Source organism: Candidatus Borrelia undatumii (genome assembly GCF_020882015.2).
GTDB lineage: Bacteria > Spirochaetota > Spirochaetia > Borreliales > Borreliaceae > Borrelia.
In genome coordinates this window covers 149989-170343 of record NZ_CP086555.2, presented here as the reverse complement: position 1 = coordinate 170343, position 20355 = coordinate 149989, and the positions used below count along the sequence as shown (strand labels likewise).

Here is a 20355-nt window from a genome sequence, read left to right as displayed (position 1 = left end):
ATGCAAGAGGATAATGAGTTAAACGCTAGCACGAAGACTAAAATAAAGGCTTTAAAATTCTTTTCAAGAAAAATGCTTTCAGAACTTAATTTCGGTGGCTATCGTTCTATTTTTAAGGGTCTTGGTCTTGAATTTCATGAATTTAGGCCTTATGAGGAGACGGATGATGCTAGATTTATTGATTGGAACGTTAGTTCTAAGGCAGACAGCATATTTTCAAGGGTTTTTAAAGAAGACAAGGGGATGAATCTTCATCTTCTCATTGATAATTCGCTTTCAATGAGTTTGGGGGGTGTTATTAATAAAAAGGAAATTCAGGATTTTTTAGTTTCTATCTTTGCACATATGGCGTTTTTTAATAATGACAAAATAGGCATAACTTTTTTTTCAAGTAAAACGGACAAATTTATTCCTTCCAGAAAGGGGCATTCACATTTAGGATTGATTTTAAATGAAACAATAAATAGGAAGCTTCAAAAGGGTAGTAATCTAACTTATATATTTAAAAATACAGCCGAGTATTATAAAAAAAGGTCTTTAATTATCATTGTTTCGGATTTTAAGGCGAGTGATTATTTCAGATCTTTAACCGTGCTTAGCAAACGTCATAACATTATTGCAATAAGGCTTACAGATTTTTTTGACGAACATCTTCCTCAGTATGGATTTTTAACTTATGAGGACATTGAAACGGGAGAGAATTTTCTGGCTTCAGGATTTAGTAGGGCGATAGTAAATAGTTATAAAAATTATTGGACTTTAGATAAAATAAGATGGAAACAAGAGTGCGTAAGGAGAAGTATTAATTTTATAGAAATTAATACAAAGGATAATGTCTTTATGAAAATAAAAGCCCTTTTGAAAAAGGATAGCAAAGTTTGAAGAATATAATTGTTGTTTTTTTATCTTTTTTATCTTTTAATTTATTCTCATATGAGTTAAAAAACGAGATGTTCATTCCGATTCGTTACTATGTGGGAGATACCGTTGAACTTAAATTTTCTTTGGTTCTCAGTGAGGATGAAAAATTTGCTCCTGTTGATTTTAAGGAAATTAAGAATGAGTTTGTTGAGGTTAATTCATTTATCTACAAGCCTGAAAGGGGAGAGATAGTAATTCAATTTGTTTCATTTTATGTTGGGAGTAACACTCTCCCATCCATTTATGTTGGAGATGTTATTAAGAATGATCAGCCACTCAAGGTTGTCCTTAAGAATATAAAAATAAACACTAGTAAGCTGCTTTCTGAGGATGATTCCCTCAGGGTACGAAATATAGAGAGTGTTCTTTTTATTCCGGGAACAAGCGCTTACCTTGTTATTCTTATTTTGGCACTTGTGGTAGTTCCTTATATTTTTATTAGGCTTTTAAAGCTTGTAAGGCATTTGTTAGCATTTTTAATAATGAGGCATAATCTAGGAAAACCATATAGAATTTTTCAAAAACAATTTGTTATTTTATCTAACTATATTAAGAGTGATAAGGAGCAGATTGCTTTTTATAATTTGTTAAATTCTACTTTAAGGGTCTATTTATCCAAAAAGACAGGCTTTGATTTTAATGCAATTACCACACCTGAAATTTCCGAAATTTTACAAAATCTCAATGTGCCATATGAGATTCGTTCAACTTTAATTAATATACTTAGGATCTCTGATTTTAGTAAATTTAGTGGTATTAATTTACCAGGAGGTAATCTGTCGCTTGTTTTAGAAGATCTTAAAAGAGCAGCTTTGAGCTTTGAAGAATTTAATAGGAGCACAGGTGCTAACATTTAATTCTCCCCTATATTTATTTTTACTTATACTGATTCCGCTAACAATTTATTTTAGTCATTTCTTCAGGGACAGAGGGGGAAAGGTCAAATTTCCGATATCCCTTTATGGCAACGCTGGTTCTCTAAAATTTAGGGACTATGGGCTGAACCTTGTCTATTTTACAACTTATTCTTTTTTTTATCTAGCAATAACAGGTATGATTTTGGCCTTATCAGGTCCTTCTATTTCAAAAAAAAAGATGGTTTATCTCAGTGACGGAGCTGACATTATTATTGTACTAGACTTATCGCCTAGTATGGGTGCTGTGGAGTTTTCCTCTAAAAATAGATTTGAATTTGCAAAAGAATTGGTTAAGTATTTTGCTTTTCAAAGAGAGAATGACAATATTGGGTTGGTGGCTTTCGCGAAAGAGGCTTCGTTAATAGTTCCACTTACGGTTGACAGGGATTTTTTTTCCGAAAAGTTAGATGATATTTACATTATGGATCTTGGCAATGGTTCAGCTTTAGGCCTTGGAATTTCAATAGCTCTCTCTCATTTAAGACATTCGGAGGCTTCTAGTAAGTCAATTATTGTTCTAACAGATGGAGTGGTGAATTCAGATGAGGTGTATAAGGATCAAGTAATAAATCTTGCTAAGGGGCTCAATGTTAAAATTTATTCTATTGGAATTGGTAGCAGTGAGGAGCTTAGCGTTGAGTTTAAAATGAGGTCTGGTAAATCCTATCAGGGTACTTTGAAAGAAATTTATGACCCCAGTATGCTTTCTGAGATTTCAAGTAAAACAGGAGGACTTTTTTATTCGGTAAACGATGATTTTTCATTTAAATTCGCAATTCAGGATTTTTCAAAAAAAGAGAACGTGGAGAGGAAGGTTAAAATTTCCGTTGAAAATAAAGACATTCACGATAAGTTTTTGTTTGCAGTATTTTGGCTGCTGGTCCTTCATTTTATATTTTCTAAAGTCTTTTTAAAAGAGGTTCTATGAGTATAGGAAATTATTCTGCTTTATACTTGTTTGTGGTCTTGTTTTTGATTCTCGTTGTGTATGTATACAATTTTAAGAGAGGTATTCCGTTTTTTAAGAATTTAAGCCTTATGTATGTCAATAAGTCATACATAAGGAACTACTATATAAAAAAAGTACTCATGATATTTTTTTTTATCTCTAGTTTGGGGTTTTTGATTCTTTCTGTTTTAAATATTTCTTGGGGGCAGAAAGTTGTTGAAGATGAGAGGTCAAATTTAAGAATATCTTTTGTTTTTGATATTTCTCGTAGTATGTTAAGTCTGGATGAGGGCAGGTCGATTAACAGACTTGAGAGCGCTAAGGATGTTGTTAGTTTGATTTTGAATAATTTTGAGACTGCTGAGTATTCGCTTACCATTTTTAAGGGCAAGCCGGTGTTAGTTTTGCCATTTTCTAGGGATAGGACTAGTCTGAATAGGGTGTTAAATTACATTGAGCCTAATCTAATAAGTTCTCCTGGTAGTTTTTTAGGAAAAGGAGTATTTAGTGCTATACAGGGGATAAAGGATGATTCTTATTATAATTTTTTGATAATTCTAACAGACGGGGATGAATGGGGCGAGAATGATTATTATAGATTTTCTAAATTGGTTGATAATATGAGTGTTGAAAGCTTTGTAGTTGGTATTGGGAGCAAAAATCCATCTCCGTTAGTTGATAATGATTTAATTATTAAGGATAAAGAGGGGAATGTAGTTAAAGCCTATTTAAATGATGATAATTTACGTCTCCTTGCGTCTTCTCTTAAGGGTTCTTATTATGATTTGTATTTAAAGGGTACAAATTACGTTATCAATGAGATAAGAAATGATATAATGAAGAGGAGTTCAAGTGATATTGTTGTTGTTGGTATTCCGAGGTACAAAATTTTCCTAGTTGGTTCTCTTTTATCTGTGGTGCTGTGTGTATTTGTTAGGATTATTAAATGGGACGAAACTTTTTAGTTGGGTTGTTGTTTGCATTCGTGTCTTTTTTTTCTTGTACTAATGTTAGGTCTATGTCTCTTATGGCCGTAGGAAATTATGAATATGTCAGGGGTAATTATCAAAGTGCGATCTCTGCTTACTACAATCTTGTAGATAATATTGAGAGTTCTTCTTGGGGTTATTATAATCTTGGAGTTGTATACTATTCTTTAGGTGAGTATGAGAGTTCCCTTCGAATGTTTTCATATGCAAGAAAGGAGGGTGATATTTTTTTGAATTTTAGTATAAATTATAACGAGGGGGTAATATATTACAATCAGGGACTTTATCGGAAAGCGGAGATAGCTTTTAAGGAGGCTTTAAAAATTAATCCTGCAAGCTACGATGCTAAATATAATCTTGAACTTGCAATAGTTAAAAAAAGGAGCACTCCGGATAACTTGGAAGCTTTAAGTGTTAATAAGGGTAAAGATTTTATTGAGAATAATGAGAATTTTTTAAGGTATATTGAAAATCTCGAGAGGGTTTTGTGGGTAGTAAGATCAGGGGAAGGTGTTTTGTCTCCAAAAGAGGATTGGTGACACTAACATTATTGGTTCTCTTTTTTGTAAATTTTCAAGTCCTGGCCTTGTCTGGTAACGATTATTTATTATCAACTAGGGTACTTAAGGGGGATAAGGTTGTTCACGTTATTAGGTTGGATTTGTTTCATGGATTTGATGAAAGTTTACTGAAGTTGGAAGCGAGTAGGGATATTGAGGGTGAGACTAGGCTTGTATCTGTATCGAGAGTCCCAGATGGGAATAGTTTTTTCACTGAGGTAAGGATTGAATATTTGCCTGAAAAGCTGGGTTTTTTTAAGATTCCTTCATTAAAGTTGATTTATCGTGATGAAATTTATTTGAGCTCAGAATTTGAGGTTAGTGTCTTAAGGGAGGATGAGATGCGGTCTGTTGGGTTGCCGGTTGAACTGTATTGGGATTTTGTAGAGAAAGAAATTTATGAGTATCAGAGTGTTGGACTTGTTTTGCGTTCAAATTGGCTTGCAAGCAGTAACCTAAATTTTGTTACCGGTGCTTTGAGCGCCGTTAAGGATGCTATGATTGATAGGACTCCCATATTTGGAAACACCAGATATAAGACCTTCAATGGTAAAGAAATTTTAGACGTTCCTCTTTACAATTTTATTTTGACACCTCTTAAGGGGTCGAAAGATGTTGTTATCCCTAGTATTTCTTTCCATGCAGATGAGAATGTTGTTCGCATGGCTCCTGAAATTTTTTTAAAAGTCAAGCCTATTCCTGATGAGGTTAGGTCCTTAGCTGTTGGCAATTTTAAGATTGAATATGAGTTTCCGAATGCAAATTCAATTGATAAGGACACCTTTACTGTATTGGTAAAGATAACAGGGCAAGGGAATCTTCCGCATGTTCGTTTTCCAGAAATTGAGACTTATAATTCAAAAGTCATTTATAGAAAAGAGAATTATAATTTCGAACCTTCCAAAGATGGATATAAGGGTAGTGTATCCAGGATTTATACCATTAGGCCGGATAATAGGGGTAATTTGTTTTTAAGTATTGGTGATTTTGCCTACCTAGAGCCTGAAGAGGGAAAGGTTTATAGGCTTGAGGGCAAGCGACTAAAGTATGAATATTTGGGGGAACTTAAAAGTAGTGATGATTCCGTTAGGGATTTATTTTCCGATTTTAGTTTGCTTTCGTATCACGATATTTTAAGTTATAAGAATAAAACTTTTTTATTCTTTGTGCCTATTTATTACTTGATTTTAATACCAGGGTTTTTATTCTCTTTAGTTATTTTTATTAGATATAAAAGGTTTTTTCTTGCTTCAGGGTTTGGATTAGCACTTTTAGTGTTAACCATTAGCGTTAGTCTCAATGCTATGGGTGATGATTCTTTTTCGGAAGAAAGTATAAATGATCTAATTGAAAGCTACAAATCAAAAAATTATAAAGATTCTCTTAATAAGGTAGATAGTATTATAAAGAAAAATCCAAGTTACTCGGGTCTTTGGTTGAATAGAGCACTTATTTTGAGTAAAATGGAAAAAGATTTTGATGCTATTTATTCAGCTTATAAGGCATTTTTCACTTCACCAAGTGATGGGGCTTTTTATAAAGTTGTTGATTTGATTGAAGCTAGGAGTGGGGTTAGTGAGAATATTAGGAATAATAGTTTTGTATTTTCTAATATTTTTTTCATTGTTAGTTTGATTTTAATAAACATTGTAGTAGTAGTGCTTTCTTGTAGATTTTATGCAAGGAATTTAAAAAAGATAGTCTTATTTTTACTTTGCTCTGTTATTTGCTTTGCTCTATTTCAAACGTATTATTTCTATGTAGAGCAACAGGCTGAAATTGGGATCATTAAAGGCGATTTGGTCTCCCTTTATAAGGTCCCTGACAACTTTTCAAGGAGCTGGAAGTTTATAAGGGGCAACGTAAGTGTTTACCTGCTTGATAGAAAAGATGACTTTGTGCTAATCCAGACAAGCCACGGACTTCAGGGTTGGATTTACAAAAACTTTGTCTCATCTGTTAAAGAAAACTTAATTTAGAAGCCTAAGTAGGGATCTCCTTAAGTTATTTTTCTCTGTATATTATTCTGCCCTTGGTAAGGTCATAAGGCGAAAGAGCAACCTTCACCTTATCACCAGGAACTATTTTAATAAAGTGCTTCCTCATCTTTCCGGATAAATGAGCCAAGACCAGATGCCCGTTCTTAAGCTCCACCCTAAACATCGTATTAGGAAGAGATTCCTTAACAATACCTTCAGTTTCAATGGCTTCCTCTTTAATATCCAAAATGCCTCCTTGTTGCTCACGCTGTATGATAAATTGTACACAATTAATAGTATTGTTGCAATTATTTTTTTAATGAAAATTAATGTACTAGTTTACATTGTATGGGATTGTTTATATAATTACACGAAGTTTTTTAAAAATTGTAATTTATTATAGGGGGGTAGATCATGCAGGAAAGTGATTTTGAGCATGAGTTTGTTTTGAAGATGAAAAATCTTCTCTTGGAAGCAAAAAAAGAAATATTGAATTCTATAAAATCTGTTGAGGATACTAAGAGAGAAATTATTAGCAACGATCTTCATCTTAAAGATTTGGTTGATATTGCGTTTGACAATATGGATGGAAATAATCTTGAGGCTTTAAGTTCTGTTGAGAAAAAGAACCTTCATTTAATAAACCAGGCACTTTATCGTATTTCTCAGAATACTTATGGAAGATGTTTGGCTTGTGATAAGGATATTGCAAAAGAGAGACTTGAGGCTATTCCTTATGCGTTTTTGTGTATAAGTTGTCAGACTAGAAAAGAGAAAAAGAGGAGAAGATAAGATTCGTATTCAGTTGTTCAGGATTGTAATCTCTACTCTTCGATTTTTTGATGCCAAGGGAGATGAGCTCTCATACTTAGGTTTTTTAGCCCCCCATCCTTTGAAAAATATTTGATTTTTGTTTTTTACTTTCATCTTTAGTAGGTAGTTTCCAATTGAATGAGCTCTTTTCTCAGATAATTCTTGCATTTCCTGCTCTGTTCCAAATTTTGCTGTATGTCCTTCTATTAGAATATTGTTGTCTTTGAACTTTTCCAGTAGCTTGGCTATGTGATTTAGTTTCGTGTATTCTTTTTTCATTACTTGAAAAGAGTCAGGGTGAAATTCGATATCTAGGCTTAAATTGATTCCCTTTTCATTTTTCTTTATGTCAACGGAGGCTATCTGTTTCTTCCTAATGTATTCTTTCACTTCATTTTCTACTAGGTTGTCGTTTTTCAGTTCAACAGAGATTGTTTCTCCAGACGAATTGCCGACCATCTTAATATTATCTTTACCGTTTTTCATATCAAACACATACGTATCATTGTACCTGTAAGTATTTCCTGCTGTTGAATCAAAGTAGATTATCTGGTTAACTTTTTGAGAAAATGAAATGTCTTTTACATTATAATTAGATTCATAATTTGAATGAATTATGTCGTAACTTCTTCCTCTTATTTTCTCTTTGCCCTTGTACACATAATTTACATCGAACTTTACAATGAAATCCTTTATATCTTTTGAGATAGTAGATGCTTGAATGTACTCCTCTGCCGGGTATGTCCAGCCTTCATTTACGCTTACGGGTCTTTTTGGGAATCTTGGGATACCTCTAACAGAAGGTCTCTTTTGGTTGTGATTTATCCTATACTCACCCTGTCCATTTATGCTGAAATTGCCTTCAAACTCTTCTTTAAGTAAAAAGACATCACGTTCGTCGTCTCTCTTTAGTATTCTAAAAAAGGATCTAATATCAGCAAAGTCTCCCTTTATATCTTTCACCTCACTTGAGACTTGAATATTTGTTTTAGTTTTTGCATTAAGAACCCCATTTAGATAAATTGTCTGATTGTCTGTGGTTTCTATCCTAAATTTGGACCCCTTACTATACTTAAATTCCAAGGTCTCAGCAAACAATAGACGTGTCGCCAACAATGATAAGACAATAATTTTAAGATCCACCTGAGAAATTATATCACAATTAAGAAGATATTATTTATTGGAAATATTTTCTTAAATCTTTTTAATAAAGCTTTAATGTTATCACTTTTTGATTATAATTATTGTATGAGATTTTTATTTTAAATTTTTAATTAAATCGGGTATTTTTTTGAGGTATAAATTTATGAGAAAAAGTGGAATTTTGCTAAGTATTAGTTCTTTGCCTTCTAGGTACGGTATTGGAGATTTGGGAAAGGGGGCGTACAGATTTGTAGATTTTCTAGCTGCTTCATCGCAAACTTATTGGCAAATCTTGCCTTATGCGCCCACGGATTTTGTGGGTTCTCCTTATTCTAGCTGCTCTGCCTTTGCTGGTAACATTAATTATATTGATCTAGAGGCTATTGCTAGATTTATTGATATAGACCTATCTACTATTGAATGTCTGGAAAGTAGGTGTGTTGATTACAATAGGATCAGAAGAGTTAAAGAAGATGTTTTAAAAAAAGCTGCTTTGAATTTTTTGCACAGAGCGACTGAAGGTGAGATGAAAAAGTTTGAAAAATTTACAAAAGCTGCTTCTTATTGGCTTTTGGACTTTTCAAGCTTTGTTGCTTTTAAGGATTACTATTCCAATTCAGGATCTTCAGAAGCTTTTAATGTTTTGTTTAGTAGAGAGATTCTTAAAAGAGATAGCAAAGCCTTAAGTAAGCTTAGAGAAGCTTTTGACATCGATATTAAGATACAGCAAGTTTTGCAGTATTTCTTTTTCTCGCAGTTTAAGGCTTTAAAGAGCTACGCTAATGCTGCTGGGATTAGCATAATAGGAGATATGCCTATTTTTGTTTCCTACGATTCTGCTGATGTTTGGGCGCATCAGAAATATTTTAAATTAAAGTTTGATGCAAGTAAGGATAAGGTGACAGGTGTGCCGCCTGATTATTTTTCTAGAGAAGGGCAGCTTTGGGGGAGTTCAGCCTACAACTGGAAAGCTTTAAGGAAGGATAATTATGAGTGGTGGATTAATCGAATCGGTTTTTTGCAGAAATATGTAGATATTGTTAGAATCGATCATTTTAGAGGATTCGTATCAACTTGGGAGGTAGATGCAGGCGAGACTACAGCCATTAAGGGGCATTGGGTTAAATGTCCTGGTAAAGATTTTTTGAAACATCTTTTAGGTAAAATTGATAATTTGAAAATTTGGGTGGAGGATCTTGGGGAGGATCTTGAAGATACGTTTAAGTTAAGAGACTATTTTAATTTTCCAGGTATGAAAGTTATGCAATTTGCGTTTGATTTTGATGCTAAAAACCCGTACCTCCCTCATAATTACGTAAGGAATTGTATTGTCTATACGGGGACTCATGATAATAATACCACCCGAGGTTTTATTGATTCTCTTGATGATAAGCTTAAAATGTATATTTTTGATTATTTTAATACCGATGAAGATTCTGTTGTATGGGGTATGATAAGAGGAGCGATGGCTAGTGTTGCAGATAGTGTAATAGTCCCAATTCAAGATTATCTTTGTTTGGGAGCTGATTTTAGGATGAATACACCGGGTACAATTTTTAACAATTGGACTTTTAAAATGCTTGATAGTGATTTGACTGATGCTTTGAGTAAAAAGATAAGTGATATTACAAAACTTTATGGGAGAATTTAATATACAACTTCAATAATTTGTTAAAATAGTGTTTGTTTTTAATTGATATTTATTTTAAAAAAGGTTGGATGTTGTTTGTATGAAGTCTGATTTGTGCAGAATATTTGCTTATCTGATTTTTCTTTTTGTATTTTATTTTTTTCTATGCTCTCATCTTTATCCGTTAGATGATACTGGATATTTTAACAGTAATGATTTATTTTTTGTTCACAAAGGGGCTTTGTACAGGAGGCATAATAATGCAATATTTAAGGTTAATCCAGAGGGTTTGGAAACCAGGTGGATATATCCTTTTGCAAAACCCGTTCCTAAAAGGATAACTTCAGTTTATGAGGATTTTTATTCATCGAATGCTCTTTTGACAACGAGTGATTCTGTTTATTTTTCTCATGATTATTTTAAAAGCTTTATAAAGTTATTTGGGAGAGATAGCTTTAATGAAAGTTCTTATATTACATCTAGTGCATTATCTTGGGGAGAAAATAAGCACATTGCTATTGGAACTTCTAATAGCGGAATCTATTTGAATATGGATGGCAATCTGGGTTTTAAAAACTTAAATTCCTTGATTTCTAAAGCCTATTTAAGCGCTGGCTATTATGATATTATTAGCGCCATAGAGTTTTCAAGGAATAATGAGGGGAGATTGTATTGTTCTTATGGAATTTATGGGGATATCATTTTAATCGATGTTGTTTTAGGGGTTGTTAAAAGCCTAGATTTTCCTTTCAGGAAACAGATAGTCCGGATTATTGATCTGTCTAACTCTAGGATAGAAAAATTGTTGGTTAGAACTTATGACAATCATTTTTATTCTTATGTTGACGGTAAATGGGTCTTTAAGGATCAATTTTCTGTTCATGGAGAAGATTTTTTTGAAAAAACAAAGAGGATAAATCTTGCTTCCAATAAGGGTTCTATTTATTTAACGGCATATACCCTTAGGAATAAATCTGCTATTGATAATAGGTTTGAATTTATAAAAAGATTAGGAATGAATGCTGTTATAATTGATTTTAAGGATGATAGCGGCATTTTAACTTATCCGAGCAAGTTGGCGCTGCCAAATAAGATAAGGGCTGTTAAGGCCTTAATTGATGTACCCTATATTTTAAAGAGGGCGAGGAAGCTTGGTATATATGTCATTGCTCGAATTGTTGTGTTTAAAGATAAAAAACTTTATTCTTACAATAATTTTAAGTATGCTCTTTGGAATAGGTCAACTAATTTACCATGGGCAAATATGGTGAGGGTTAACGATGGTGACTCCTTTAAATATATTCAAAAAGAACACTGGGTGGATCTATTTTTACAAGATATATGGGATTACAATGTGTCTATTGCAAAGGAAATTCAGTCTCTTGGAGTTGATGAAATTCAGTTTGATTATATTAGATTCCCAACAGATGGACCCATTTCTCTTATATCTTCGAGGTTTAGTAAGTATAACATGAGGGCAATTGACGCTCTTGAGTCTTTTTTAATCATAGCTAGAAAAAATATTTCCACCCCCATCTCTGTTGACATTTATGGCAACAATGGGTGGTTTATTACAAATAGCATTGGACAAAACATTCCTATGATCTCAGATTACGTTGATGTTGTGTCCCCTATGTTTTACCCTTCCCATTATACCAATGATTTCCTAAACAATGAATTGTATTACACGACCCGTGCTTATAAGATTTATAAGGAGGGGAGTAATAGAGCCGCTGTGTTTTCTTTCAATAGGGTTATAATCAGACCATATGTACAAGCTTTTTTGCTTGGTCAAGAACGAAGTGTAAGTAGGGAAACGTACTTGGGATATTTTTCTCATCAGTTAAGAGGAATTAAAGAATCTTTAGGTAATGGGTTTAGTCTTTGGAATTCATCCAATATTTATTACATGGTTAAGAATGATTTGAGTGAGTTTTTACGCAATTAAATATTTAATTTAAGGGGAGATTGTTTTGGAATACTTTCATTTTTTTTATGTAGCTTTTGGCATATTCTTATTGTATCTTGGTGGGGATTATCTTTTAAAAAGTTCTGTAAGCGTTGCCACTTATTTTAAAGTTCCTAGTCTTTTGATTGGTGTTACTGTAGTGTCATTCTCAACTAGTGCACCAGAGCTTTTTACGAGTTTAATAGCATCCTTTAAGGGTAAAAATGAAATTATTGTTTCCAATATCATTGGAAGTAATATTATTAATATGTTGCTTGCATTACCCTTAACGGGGGTTTTTTTGAGTATTGAAACGGAATTTAAGAGACTCAGGCTTTCTTTTACGGTTCTATTTTTGTTAATGTTTCTTCTCTTGTTGTTTTCTTTTGATTTAAATTCTTTGGCATTTTTTAAAATGCCGTATCACAGGACTAGTTCATTAGTAATTTTTATTTTATTTTTATTTTATCTGTTTTTGTTCTACAGAGAAGAGAAGAAGTACAATTTTGTTTCAAAAGACGCAGAAGAAGTTAATTGTGACTATGGTATCAAATTTTTGTTTTTAAATACATTTGTATTGACTTTAAGTATTTATTTTTTGTATTTAGGTTCAAAATTATTGGTAGATAGTTCAGTTTATATTGCACACAATATTTTTAACGTTAGTGAAAAGGTTATTGGGATTATTCTTGTGGCTTTCGGAACCAGCATACCGGAAATTGTTGTTTCTCTATTTTCTGTGGCTAGGAAAGAATCGGAGATTGCTATTGGAAATATTATTGGGAGTAATATCTTTAACATTGGGTTAATATTGGCTAGTAGTAGTTTTGTAAGACCGGTATTGATGAGTGATATTTATTTTGTTGACTTTGGTATAATGGTTGCTGTGGCTTTAGTTTTATTGTTAATAGTTAAGTTTAAGGGGGCTTTTAGCAGGGGGCCTTCTGTTCTTTTTTTGTTGCTATATGCCCTGTATAATACGTTTTTGTTTGTGGCTGTTTAGTATTTTGTTAATGCGGTTGTTATGTGCTATCATTGTTCTCCGTGTGGGGAGGTTAAGAGTATAGGATGAAAAAGTTACCCGAGATTTTCTACATGAGCGATAAGGATCTGGATATACTGATATCTCAGATAGGAGTTTCTTCAGATGCCCAGAAGATGATTTTAAGGGTTATTGTGGAGCATAAGCAAGATGAGATAGATTATTTTGGGTTTGTGGAGGATTATTCTGTTAAGATTCGTAGCCTTAAAGGGGAGCTTGATTTCTTATTCCGCAAGCTTTATGAGGTCAGAAGGGGAATTATTGTCAACAGGGTAACTCCGGATGGGGAGTTTGTGCCCTTTCGGATGATTATAACGGATGAGGGGAGTTATGATTTTTATTATTATGCTATTGAGGATTTGTTTTTAAAGCATTATGTAGGAATAGAGCTTTTTAGCACCTTGCTTACGGTTAGGAATATAGATGCGGATTTATTGGCTTTTGAGAAAAAGTTTGTCACTATGTCCGATTCAGATATCAATTTTAAATACTTTCAGGAGAATGCGTCGCTAAAAAAGGTGTTTGTTTTAAACTCTTTGATAATTCCATCGGGAAAAGCTTTGTATTTTATCGAATTTATTAAGAAGATGCTATTTAACATTGCTTCCAATAGCATTGTTAAAGATATTTTTGTTAAGACTAAAAATTTAAAACTTAGCGAGTATGATCGAATTTTAGAGGATGGTATAAGTGGTGTAGGGGTTGTTCATAATCTCCTTTTGGGGATTTTGGAAAATAAGGATGAGATCTTAAATAAGAAGGGAATTAATATTTCTAAAAATTACTTTACTTTTTTAGAAATATTGAGCACCTATATTTCTAATGAGAAGAATTTAGAAGAGCTTAAGGCTGTGGAAAATATTAGGATAGATGAGACTTTAAAATCAATTGAGAAAACAATGGAGTTTAGACCTGGGTTTATCAACATAGAAGAATTTCAAAAGATTCTTAAGGAGCATTCTGGGGAATTGTCGGATCCTGAGTACTTTTTAAAGGTTGCTAATGAATATTTTTTTGAGTCCAAGATTAAGGACGTTTTGCCTAGGGTGTTTAGTATTAAGCCTGGTCTGTATTTATATAAGCCATGTGCTTATTCCATGTTTTTAAAAGAGTTTGATCGGATTTTGATTGATGTTAAATATGAATTAAGAAATGGATTGTTTAAGATTCTTAAAAGTGGCGGAGATTCTTCTTCTATTTTTACGGAAGAAGGGCTGAATAAGACTTTAAGAGAATTCATTTTTAATTATGATATTAACGATTATTGCTTCAAGAATAAGGTTGCGTTTCTTGATTTTATTGTCTCCCATTACAGGAGGGTGTCTAAAACTCAAAATATCCAGGCTCATATTAAGGATATAATCAAAACGGAGGCGGCTAAATATTTTAGGAATAGTAATGAGTTTTTTCCACTTTATAGGATATATAAGGTTGACTTGTCTGGTATTTTAAAATCTGCCTACAAAGATTTGGGATTTTTAAAAAAGGTTTTTCTGTTTTTGACAGGTAGGCATCAGAGTTACAAAGAGGCTCTGTCCAGGTTAGATATCAGGGTCGGGATGAAGAGCAGTTCAGCGGGTCTCTTTGATCCAAGCGAGCGTGCCCAGAGACAATTGGACAGAAGACTTAAACAAAGAGAGGAAAAAAAGGAGCAGGCTAAAAACTCCTATGTCAGGAAGGGTAAGGGGAGCCTGCCTCCCAAGGAAGAAGAGCTGAAGAACTACAGCAAAACGGAGCAGGACGAGGCTTGGTCCAAGTTTGGGGATAGACTTGGCAGAAAGTAATTTAGAATAGATCCCTAGGCCTTCTTGCTGTGTTCTTTGAGACCTGGCATTCAGCGTAGTGTCTTACTTTGCCGTTTTCAAACCTAGATTTCATGCTAATCTTACCCCCCCACCTACTCAATAACTCCTTAGAGCCGCCCCTTTGAGCGTTCTTGGAAAGTTTTGCCATTTTGAACTCCTCCCATTGTGTTAATTTACTGTATAATAAATTTATCAAAATAATTTTGATTGATCAAGGAATGGTTATGTTTTTTGTAATGGTTTTTATATCTTACAGTCTTTTTTCAAGGGAGGTCTATTATAGATATGTCGATTATGATATCAATTATAAAATAAAGGGAAAATATAGAATAAGCAAGGAAGAAGCAGAGGAAGAATGTGGATATAAATTTATTTATAATGGTGAAGGTAAGCTTGTTTTTGTTGATTATATTGGTAAGCTCAACATTTTAATACCCTCTTTTTTTTGTGCAAATCAGATCAAGATAGAGTATTTTAAGAATACAGAAAGGCGTTTGTTTTTAAATGGGGGTTTTGCTGCCAAGAACTCAAAGGATGTTTATATTGAGCAAATAGAGTACCTGTCAGGGGACAGAATTAAAAATATTTTTAATTATAATAAATCTAATGAGATCATAAGGGATAAGTATGGAATTTTTTACTATTATTTTGTTTATCGTGATAATAATAACTTCGACGTTTATAGGTTTAGCGAGGCTGGACTTCAAATTAAGGATCTAAACGATGTGTATTATACTAGGGTTGCTTATGATGATTCTGCTCGCACGAAGACAGTTTTGTACTATGACGATAATAATTATAATATGAAGGCTAAAAATGGAATATATGGGTTTAGATTAACTTATGATAGTGAATATAATGTTATAAAGGAAGAGTATTTAGATCAGGTATCTTGCTTGTATGCAAATCCTTTCTCCGTTGCGATAAAAACATACCGTTATGATGTTGAGGGTAGGGTTATTGAGATTTTAAATTATGACCCTAGGCATAATCTGACTCCCGATGAGAATAATGTAGCAGTATATAGGTATGAGTATAATCTAAAAGAAAAGGATTATTTCCATAAAGAGTATAACTATGACCCTGATAACAAGTTAATTGTTGGGCAAAATGGCTATGCTATGAAGAAGACCATTTTTTATGTACAAAATAGTGAAAAAAGAGTAATAAACTATAGCAATAAAATAAATAAGAATTATAAAAGCGATGTTCCTGCCAATTATGAGGAAAAGTATGAGATAACGAACAATTTTAAAGGTGTTGCGGTTTATAGCTACAAGTATGATAGTAATTTTTATTTGATTGAAAGTCTTTTTTTTGATAAAGGTTTTAATCTAATAAGTGATTTAAATGGTGTCATGATTTATAAATATTCTTATGATGAGGATGGGCTTCTTGCAACCCAAGAGCATTATGGAGATTTTGATAATCCTATAGAAAACATTGAAGGTGTTTTTAGATATAAATTTGCCTATGATGTTAATGGCAATATGACTTTAAAGAGTAATTACTCCAAGAGTGGGGCTTTGGTTGCAGATCTTGCTTTTGTTTTTGAATACGCTTATGAGTACGATAAACAAAATAGGCTTGTTAGTCAGAAAAATTTTGGAAATCTGGGGCAATTACAAGATGATGCTTATGGTGTTAGTATGTACAAATATGAATACAATAAGTTTGGGAAGATCGCTAGGAAAACAAACCACGGTCCAGATTTAAGGCTGAGGGATGACATTGGAGGTATTTCGGTTTTTAAATGGATTTATGATAGTAAGGGGAATCTAGTTGATTTTCAGAAATTTGATTCTTCGGGAAATCTAATATAGATACTTTTTATTGGTGTGTTTACCAATCGAGCATAGCATTTCATATTTGCTTACCCCAGATTCTTTACTAAGTTCATCCAGGGTCAAATTTTCAGAGATTATTTCTACTCTCTCTCCTATGCTGATTTTTAAATCTTTAGGTATCTCGATTATTGTTATGTTCATGCATAATTTCCCTCTGATTGGGCATTTTCTACCTCTTACTAGATAGTAAAAATTGTTAGATGTATTTTGTGGAATACCATCAAAGTACCCAACAGGTACAAGTCCGATTTGTATGTCTTCTTTTGCTATAAATAATCCAGAGTATGATACTGCCTCTCCTTGACTTATGCTTTTAAGAAATATAATTTTCGAATATAAACTTAATACAGGTTTGAGACATAAATTGTTTTTTGATCTATTAAGATTTGAGTGGTATCCATACAGAATAAGTCCAGGTCTTACCATGTTAAATTTTTCATTTATGTTGTAATTTTCTGTATGCTCTGAGTTGGATACATGGATAAATTTGGGATTTATGTTGTTTTCCTTGAGTTCTTCTATGAAACACATAAATTTTTCTGTTTGTGCGTTTGTAATTTTTGTATCCTCTGTTGTAGGCAGGTGAGTGCAAACCCCTTCTAATTCTATTAACTTTGAATTTTGAATTTGATTAGCTAGGTTTAAAGCATTTTCTATCTTAATGCCATATCTGTTCATTCCAACGTCAATTTTTAAGTGAGCCTTTATTTTTTTATTTTGCCTCAAGCATTCCCGTTCTATTAAATATAAGTAGTGGGAATCAGCTATGAAGGGTGTAATACTAAACCTAACCAGATTTTTTATTCCACTTCTATCTGTGTTAATATAGAGCAATGTTTTTGCGTTTTTGTCAATTTTTTTAATCCTTATGGCTTCATCTATCCAAAAAAGACCAAAATAATTTACTCCTTTTTCTTTTAAAAAACTGAATGTTTTAGCTAGTCCGTGTCCGTAAGCGTCGGCCTTCAAAGTAGCCACCAACTCTCTCCCTTGAATGTGATTCTTGATTGATATTAAATTATGCTCCAAACTTTTAAAGTTTATGATGATCTGTTTACGATTGCCCACTTCTAACATTATATACTGTTAACATTATATAATGTGATTTGAAATGAATTCTTTATTCTTTAAGTCTGTTTATTCTACTGGTATTGGAAAATGGCTGAAATCTTGATTTTCATAAACTTTCCTTAATTCTTTTTGAAATTCGTTATACACTTTGGGATTAATCCTTATCTTGTACTTCCTCTCTGAATCCTCTTTCTTATTCCTTACTGTTATTCTTGCAATAATGTAGTACCAATCTGGATTCTTGTAGTATCCAGCAACAGTTTTTGCCAGCGTGGGAGTTCTCAGCACTCCAAAAGAGTACGCATCTTTACAGCCTTCTTTTTCTGAATTCTGTTTTCCAGTTGCCATGTCGTTTAAGTAATATATAAAATTTCCATCGTCGGGAGTTAAGAACTCTAGTTGAGTTATTTCGTGTTTTTCAGAAGCCTCATTTGATAAATCAAATGAGATAGTTGCCGCTGAACCAATTATCACAAAAGCGTTGACGAATGAATAAGTTATCCCCTCAAGTTCCTCTATTTTTTGTCCTTCAGGGCTTTTTAATTCCATGTAGGGTGTACTAATCGCGACTTCAGCCGTTATAAAAAAGATGCTTTGCTGCAAAGTTCTAACTTTAACCTTTACATTTTCCCTTACAATGTATCTATTACCCTGAAATAGGTCCGCCTCGGCCGTTGCGAATAAAAGACGACTCGATCCTACAAAAAAAAGAAATAATATTGATCTCCTTGGCATCTAGCGCTATTCCCCTCGTAAGTAATTTATTGCCCTCAGGTTACAACCAACCTGATTATATCATACAAAGAAATTTTAATAAATGCCGTAAACCTATGATTAAGTTGCCGCAGTAAGTGGTTTTAGCTTTTATTTAAAGGCTTAGAGTGTTTGGAGTCGTGTTAAACTTACTCTTCAATTAAGAAAATTATAGTCTGATGGTTAAAGTCTATCTATCGATACTAATTTTAGAACCAAAAAATAATGTGCGGGGCACATTATTTTAAGTCTTCAAATAAATCATGATTTTTTTCTTTTATATCTGGATGTAATCGGACAACCTCTTTTAGAAGATCATTCACAAATTGTGAATTAAGGGATATTTCATAAGTTTCTAATCTTTGAGTTTTTTTGTTTTTCAAAGTTAGTTTGGCGATCATGTAAGTCCATTTATTGTCTATATATGTATTATCGAACGCTAATTTGACTTCATTAGTTATTGGTTGTCCAAAAGGGAAAGAGGTCACGTAGCCTTCTTCCCCTGATGTCTCAGGTGGGAATAAGATGGAATCTTTAATTTTTAAGTTACTGCCAGACGTTATTAGTCTTAAATCGTCAACCGTATATTCTGTGTCTCCCTTCGCAGTGGTTTCAATAAGAATAAAAAATGAGACGTTGTCGCTTATTTCTTCATTCATCTTAATAGGAGAGACTACATAGGCATATCCCACTTTTCCTTTAAGAGCAGGAATTTCTTGTCCCTTTTTATCAAAAATTGGCATTGCTTTTGTTTTTTTCCAGGCTACAGTTGCACTTTGATTTATTACGGGTAATTTTTCTACATACTTTTCTCCATCTATGAATTCTACTTTTTGATTACCCGTTTGTATTCCAATTTCTTTTCCATTAAAGTCAACCTCTTGGGGCCCTCTGAAAAAGGAACACCCAATTGCTAATAAAGTTAACATAGGAAAAACGAGAAATTGAACATTTGTTTTGTTTGGCATAATATTTTTCTCCTTTTATGACTATTCATCTAGGCAATAGCGTTAAATGTATTTAGGACTAAATGCATAAATTGAGTTGTCATATTCTCCTTCTTGTATAAGAAGTATTACTACTTTAGACTTATACAATAATGTTAAAGATGATAACACGATTGCACAAATTTCTAACTAATTATTGTAGAAATTTAATTAAAATTGTAGATGTTATATCGATATGAATTACAGCAAAGGCACTTCGGCTGCAAAAAAATGAATTATTCCAATAATTATTGAAAAGATTCCCACTAATTTTTTATTGCTTTCAAGTAAAGATTTAAATCTTCCATATTCTTTGTTATTTTGGATGTTTGCCGGAATCTTTTGACTTAAAAAGAAGATAAATCCTATAAGGAATAAACTAACAGCAGGGAGTAAATTTCCAATTATAGGCAAACCATAAGGCTTGATTGTTTCAAAGATGCTAGCTACCAGAAATACTGTACCGAAAATGCCTCTTACATTCTTGTTATTGTTGATTAGATTTACAAATTCCTCAAATACAACGAAAAACTTAAATCTCTCTCTTAAAATTGGAAATGCCAGCACTATGCCCCCCAATACATTAAGTAAGACTGATATAAAATATATCTGCAACATCGCTCACCCCCCAAAATTCAACGGCTCACTAAAGTAGACCCGATCCCCTCTTTTGTTTATCAGAACTACACTTAATAAAGTCTCATTTCTGTATTCAACATTAGTATATAAAGTATAATTGATCTTGTCTATGTAAATCACATTATTTTCAATAAGCTTATTGTCTAGGTATATATCTAGACTAACTTTTCCCGGATCCTTATCTTGGCTTTGGATATTGATTTTAAGAGATAAGCTTTTATTTCCCTTTGTATACTCTATTGTTATCTTGGGTTCATACTTTAACTTTGATTTTGCAAGTTCGGGAATTAATGCTATTTTGATAACAAATAGCATTATAACGAAAATCACCCCTGTGGTTAAGTGTTTCGCTGTTCTCCGTTT

The 20355-nt window shown here is 32.9% G+C and carries 19 protein-coding genes; 12 read left to right on the top strand and 7 right to left on the bottom strand.

Annotated features, from left to right (window positions below; all coding sequences use genetic code 11):
* The 6 genes from LKV13_RS00835 to LKV13_RS00810 are packed head-to-tail and all read left to right on the top strand — an operon-like array spanning position 1 to position 6315.
* Entirely contained in the window at positions 1 to 882 is an 882-nt protein-coding gene (locus LKV13_RS00835; RefSeq protein ID WP_229088706.1) for a DUF58 domain-containing protein, read from the top strand.
* Positions 879 to 1778, top strand: a complete 900-nt coding sequence (locus LKV13_RS00830) for a hypothetical protein (RefSeq protein WP_373464028.1) — start codon at positions 879 to 881, stop codon at positions 1776 to 1778. Before LKV13_RS00835 ends, LKV13_RS00830 begins: the two co-directional genes overlap by 4 nt.
* Positions 1765 to 2766: a vWA domain-containing protein gene (locus tag LKV13_RS00825; RefSeq protein ID WP_229088704.1), complete on the top strand. Its 1002-nt coding sequence runs from the start codon at positions 1765 to 1767 to the stop codon at positions 2764 to 2766. Before LKV13_RS00830 ends, LKV13_RS00825 begins: the two co-directional genes overlap by 14 nt.
* Positions 2763 to 3752 (top strand): vWA domain-containing protein, encoded by a 990-nt coding sequence (locus tag LKV13_RS00820; protein ID WP_229088702.1) that lies wholly within the window; start codon positions 2763 to 2765, stop codon positions 3750 to 3752. The genes LKV13_RS00825 and LKV13_RS00820 overlap by 4 nt, the downstream gene beginning before the upstream one ends.
* Positions 3734 to 4315: a tetratricopeptide repeat protein gene (locus LKV13_RS00815; protein WP_229088701.1), complete on the top strand. Its 582-nt coding sequence runs from the start codon at positions 3734 to 3736 to the stop codon at positions 4313 to 4315. The genes LKV13_RS00820 and LKV13_RS00815 overlap by 19 nt, the downstream gene beginning before the upstream one ends.
* A gap of 11 nt (positions 4316 to 4326) precedes the next feature.
* Positions 4327 to 6315 carry a hypothetical protein gene (locus tag LKV13_RS00810; protein WP_229089659.1) on the top strand — a complete coding sequence of 663 codons (1989 nt, stop codon included), beginning with the start codon at positions 4327 to 4329 and terminating at the stop codon, positions 6313 to 6315.
* A 25-nt stretch (positions 6316 to 6340) separates the two neighbouring features.
* On the opposite strand, the gene infA is transcribed toward LKV13_RS00810, so the two are convergent.
* Positions 6341 to 6562 carry a translation initiation factor IF-1 gene (infA, locus tag LKV13_RS00805; protein WP_229088699.1) on the bottom strand — a complete coding sequence of 74 codons (222 nt, stop codon included), beginning with the start codon at positions 6560 to 6562 and terminating at the stop codon, positions 6341 to 6343.
* A 167-nt stretch (positions 6563 to 6729) separates the two neighbouring features.
* Here infA and LKV13_RS00800 point away from each other — a divergent pair, with 167 nt between their 5' ends.
* Entirely contained in the window at positions 6730 to 7107 is a 378-nt protein-coding gene (locus LKV13_RS00800; protein ID WP_229088697.1) for a TraR/DksA family transcriptional regulator, read from the top strand.
* Between the two features lie 9 nt (positions 7108 to 7116).
* Here LKV13_RS00800 and LKV13_RS00795 read toward each other — a convergent pair whose 3' ends face one another.
* Complete coding sequence (locus LKV13_RS00795; protein ID WP_373464027.1) at positions 7117 to 8271, bottom strand: OmpA family protein; 1155 nt, start codon at positions 8269 to 8271, stop codon at positions 7117 to 7119.
* A gap of 163 nt (positions 8272 to 8434) precedes the next feature.
* On the opposite strand from LKV13_RS00795, the gene malQ reads away from it, so the two are divergent.
* The 5 genes from malQ (at position 8435) to LKV13_RS00770 (ending at position 16519) form a co-directional block, all read left to right on the top strand.
* Positions 8435 to 9922, top strand: coding sequence for a 4-alpha-glucanotransferase (gene malQ / locus LKV13_RS00790; RefSeq protein ID WP_229088696.1), 1488 nt, complete (start codon positions 8435 to 8437; stop codon positions 9920 to 9922).
* 79 nt (positions 9923 to 10001) lie between these two features.
* Entirely contained in the window at positions 10002 to 11849 is a 1848-nt protein-coding gene (locus LKV13_RS00785) for a putative glycoside hydrolase (RefSeq protein WP_229088694.1), read from the top strand.
* A gap of 25 nt (positions 11850 to 11874) precedes the next feature.
* Positions 11875 to 12852, top strand: a complete 978-nt coding sequence (locus LKV13_RS00780; RefSeq protein ID WP_229088690.1) for a calcium/sodium antiporter — start codon at positions 11875 to 11877, stop codon at positions 12850 to 12852.
* Positions 12853 to 12917: 65 nt separating this feature from the next.
* Entirely contained in the window at positions 12918 to 14675 is a 1758-nt protein-coding gene (locus tag LKV13_RS00775; protein ID WP_229088687.1) for a hypothetical protein, read from the top strand.
* Between the two features lie 245 nt (positions 14676 to 14920).
* A complete protein-coding gene (locus tag LKV13_RS00770; protein WP_229088686.1) occupies positions 14921 to 16519 on the top strand; it encodes a hypothetical protein in 1599 nt (532 codons plus the stop codon).
* Here LKV13_RS00770 and alr read toward each other — a convergent pair.
* From alr to LKV13_RS00745, 5 genes are all read right to left on the bottom strand, one after another.
* The gene (alr, locus tag LKV13_RS00765) at positions 16511 to 17620 is read right to left on the bottom strand and encodes an alanine racemase (protein WP_229088684.1); all 1110 of its coding nucleotides are present in this window, start codon (positions 17618 to 17620) and stop codon (positions 16511 to 16513) included. The two genes, LKV13_RS00770 and alr, sit on opposite strands and share 9 nt — an antisense overlap.
* A gap of 60 nt (positions 17621 to 17680) precedes the next feature.
* Complete coding sequence (locus LKV13_RS00760; protein ID WP_229088682.1) at positions 17681 to 18349, bottom strand: BB0158 famile outer surface lipoprotein; 669 nt, start codon at positions 18347 to 18349, stop codon at positions 17681 to 17683.
* Between the two features lie 257 nt (positions 18350 to 18606).
* Positions 18607 to 19335: a S2/P23 family protein gene (locus LKV13_RS00755; RefSeq protein WP_229088680.1), complete on the bottom strand. Its 729-nt coding sequence runs from the start codon at positions 19333 to 19335 to the stop codon at positions 18607 to 18609.
* A gap of 219 nt (positions 19336 to 19554) precedes the next feature.
* Positions 19555 to 19971: a hypothetical protein gene (locus tag LKV13_RS00750; RefSeq protein WP_229088677.1), complete on the bottom strand. Its 417-nt coding sequence runs from the start codon at positions 19969 to 19971 to the stop codon at positions 19555 to 19557.
* A gap of 3 nt (positions 19972 to 19974) precedes the next feature.
* Entirely contained in the window at positions 19975 to 20307 is a 333-nt protein-coding gene (locus tag LKV13_RS00745; protein WP_229088673.1) for a hypothetical protein, read from the bottom strand.
* Between the last annotated feature and the right edge of the window lie 48 nt (positions 20308 to 20355).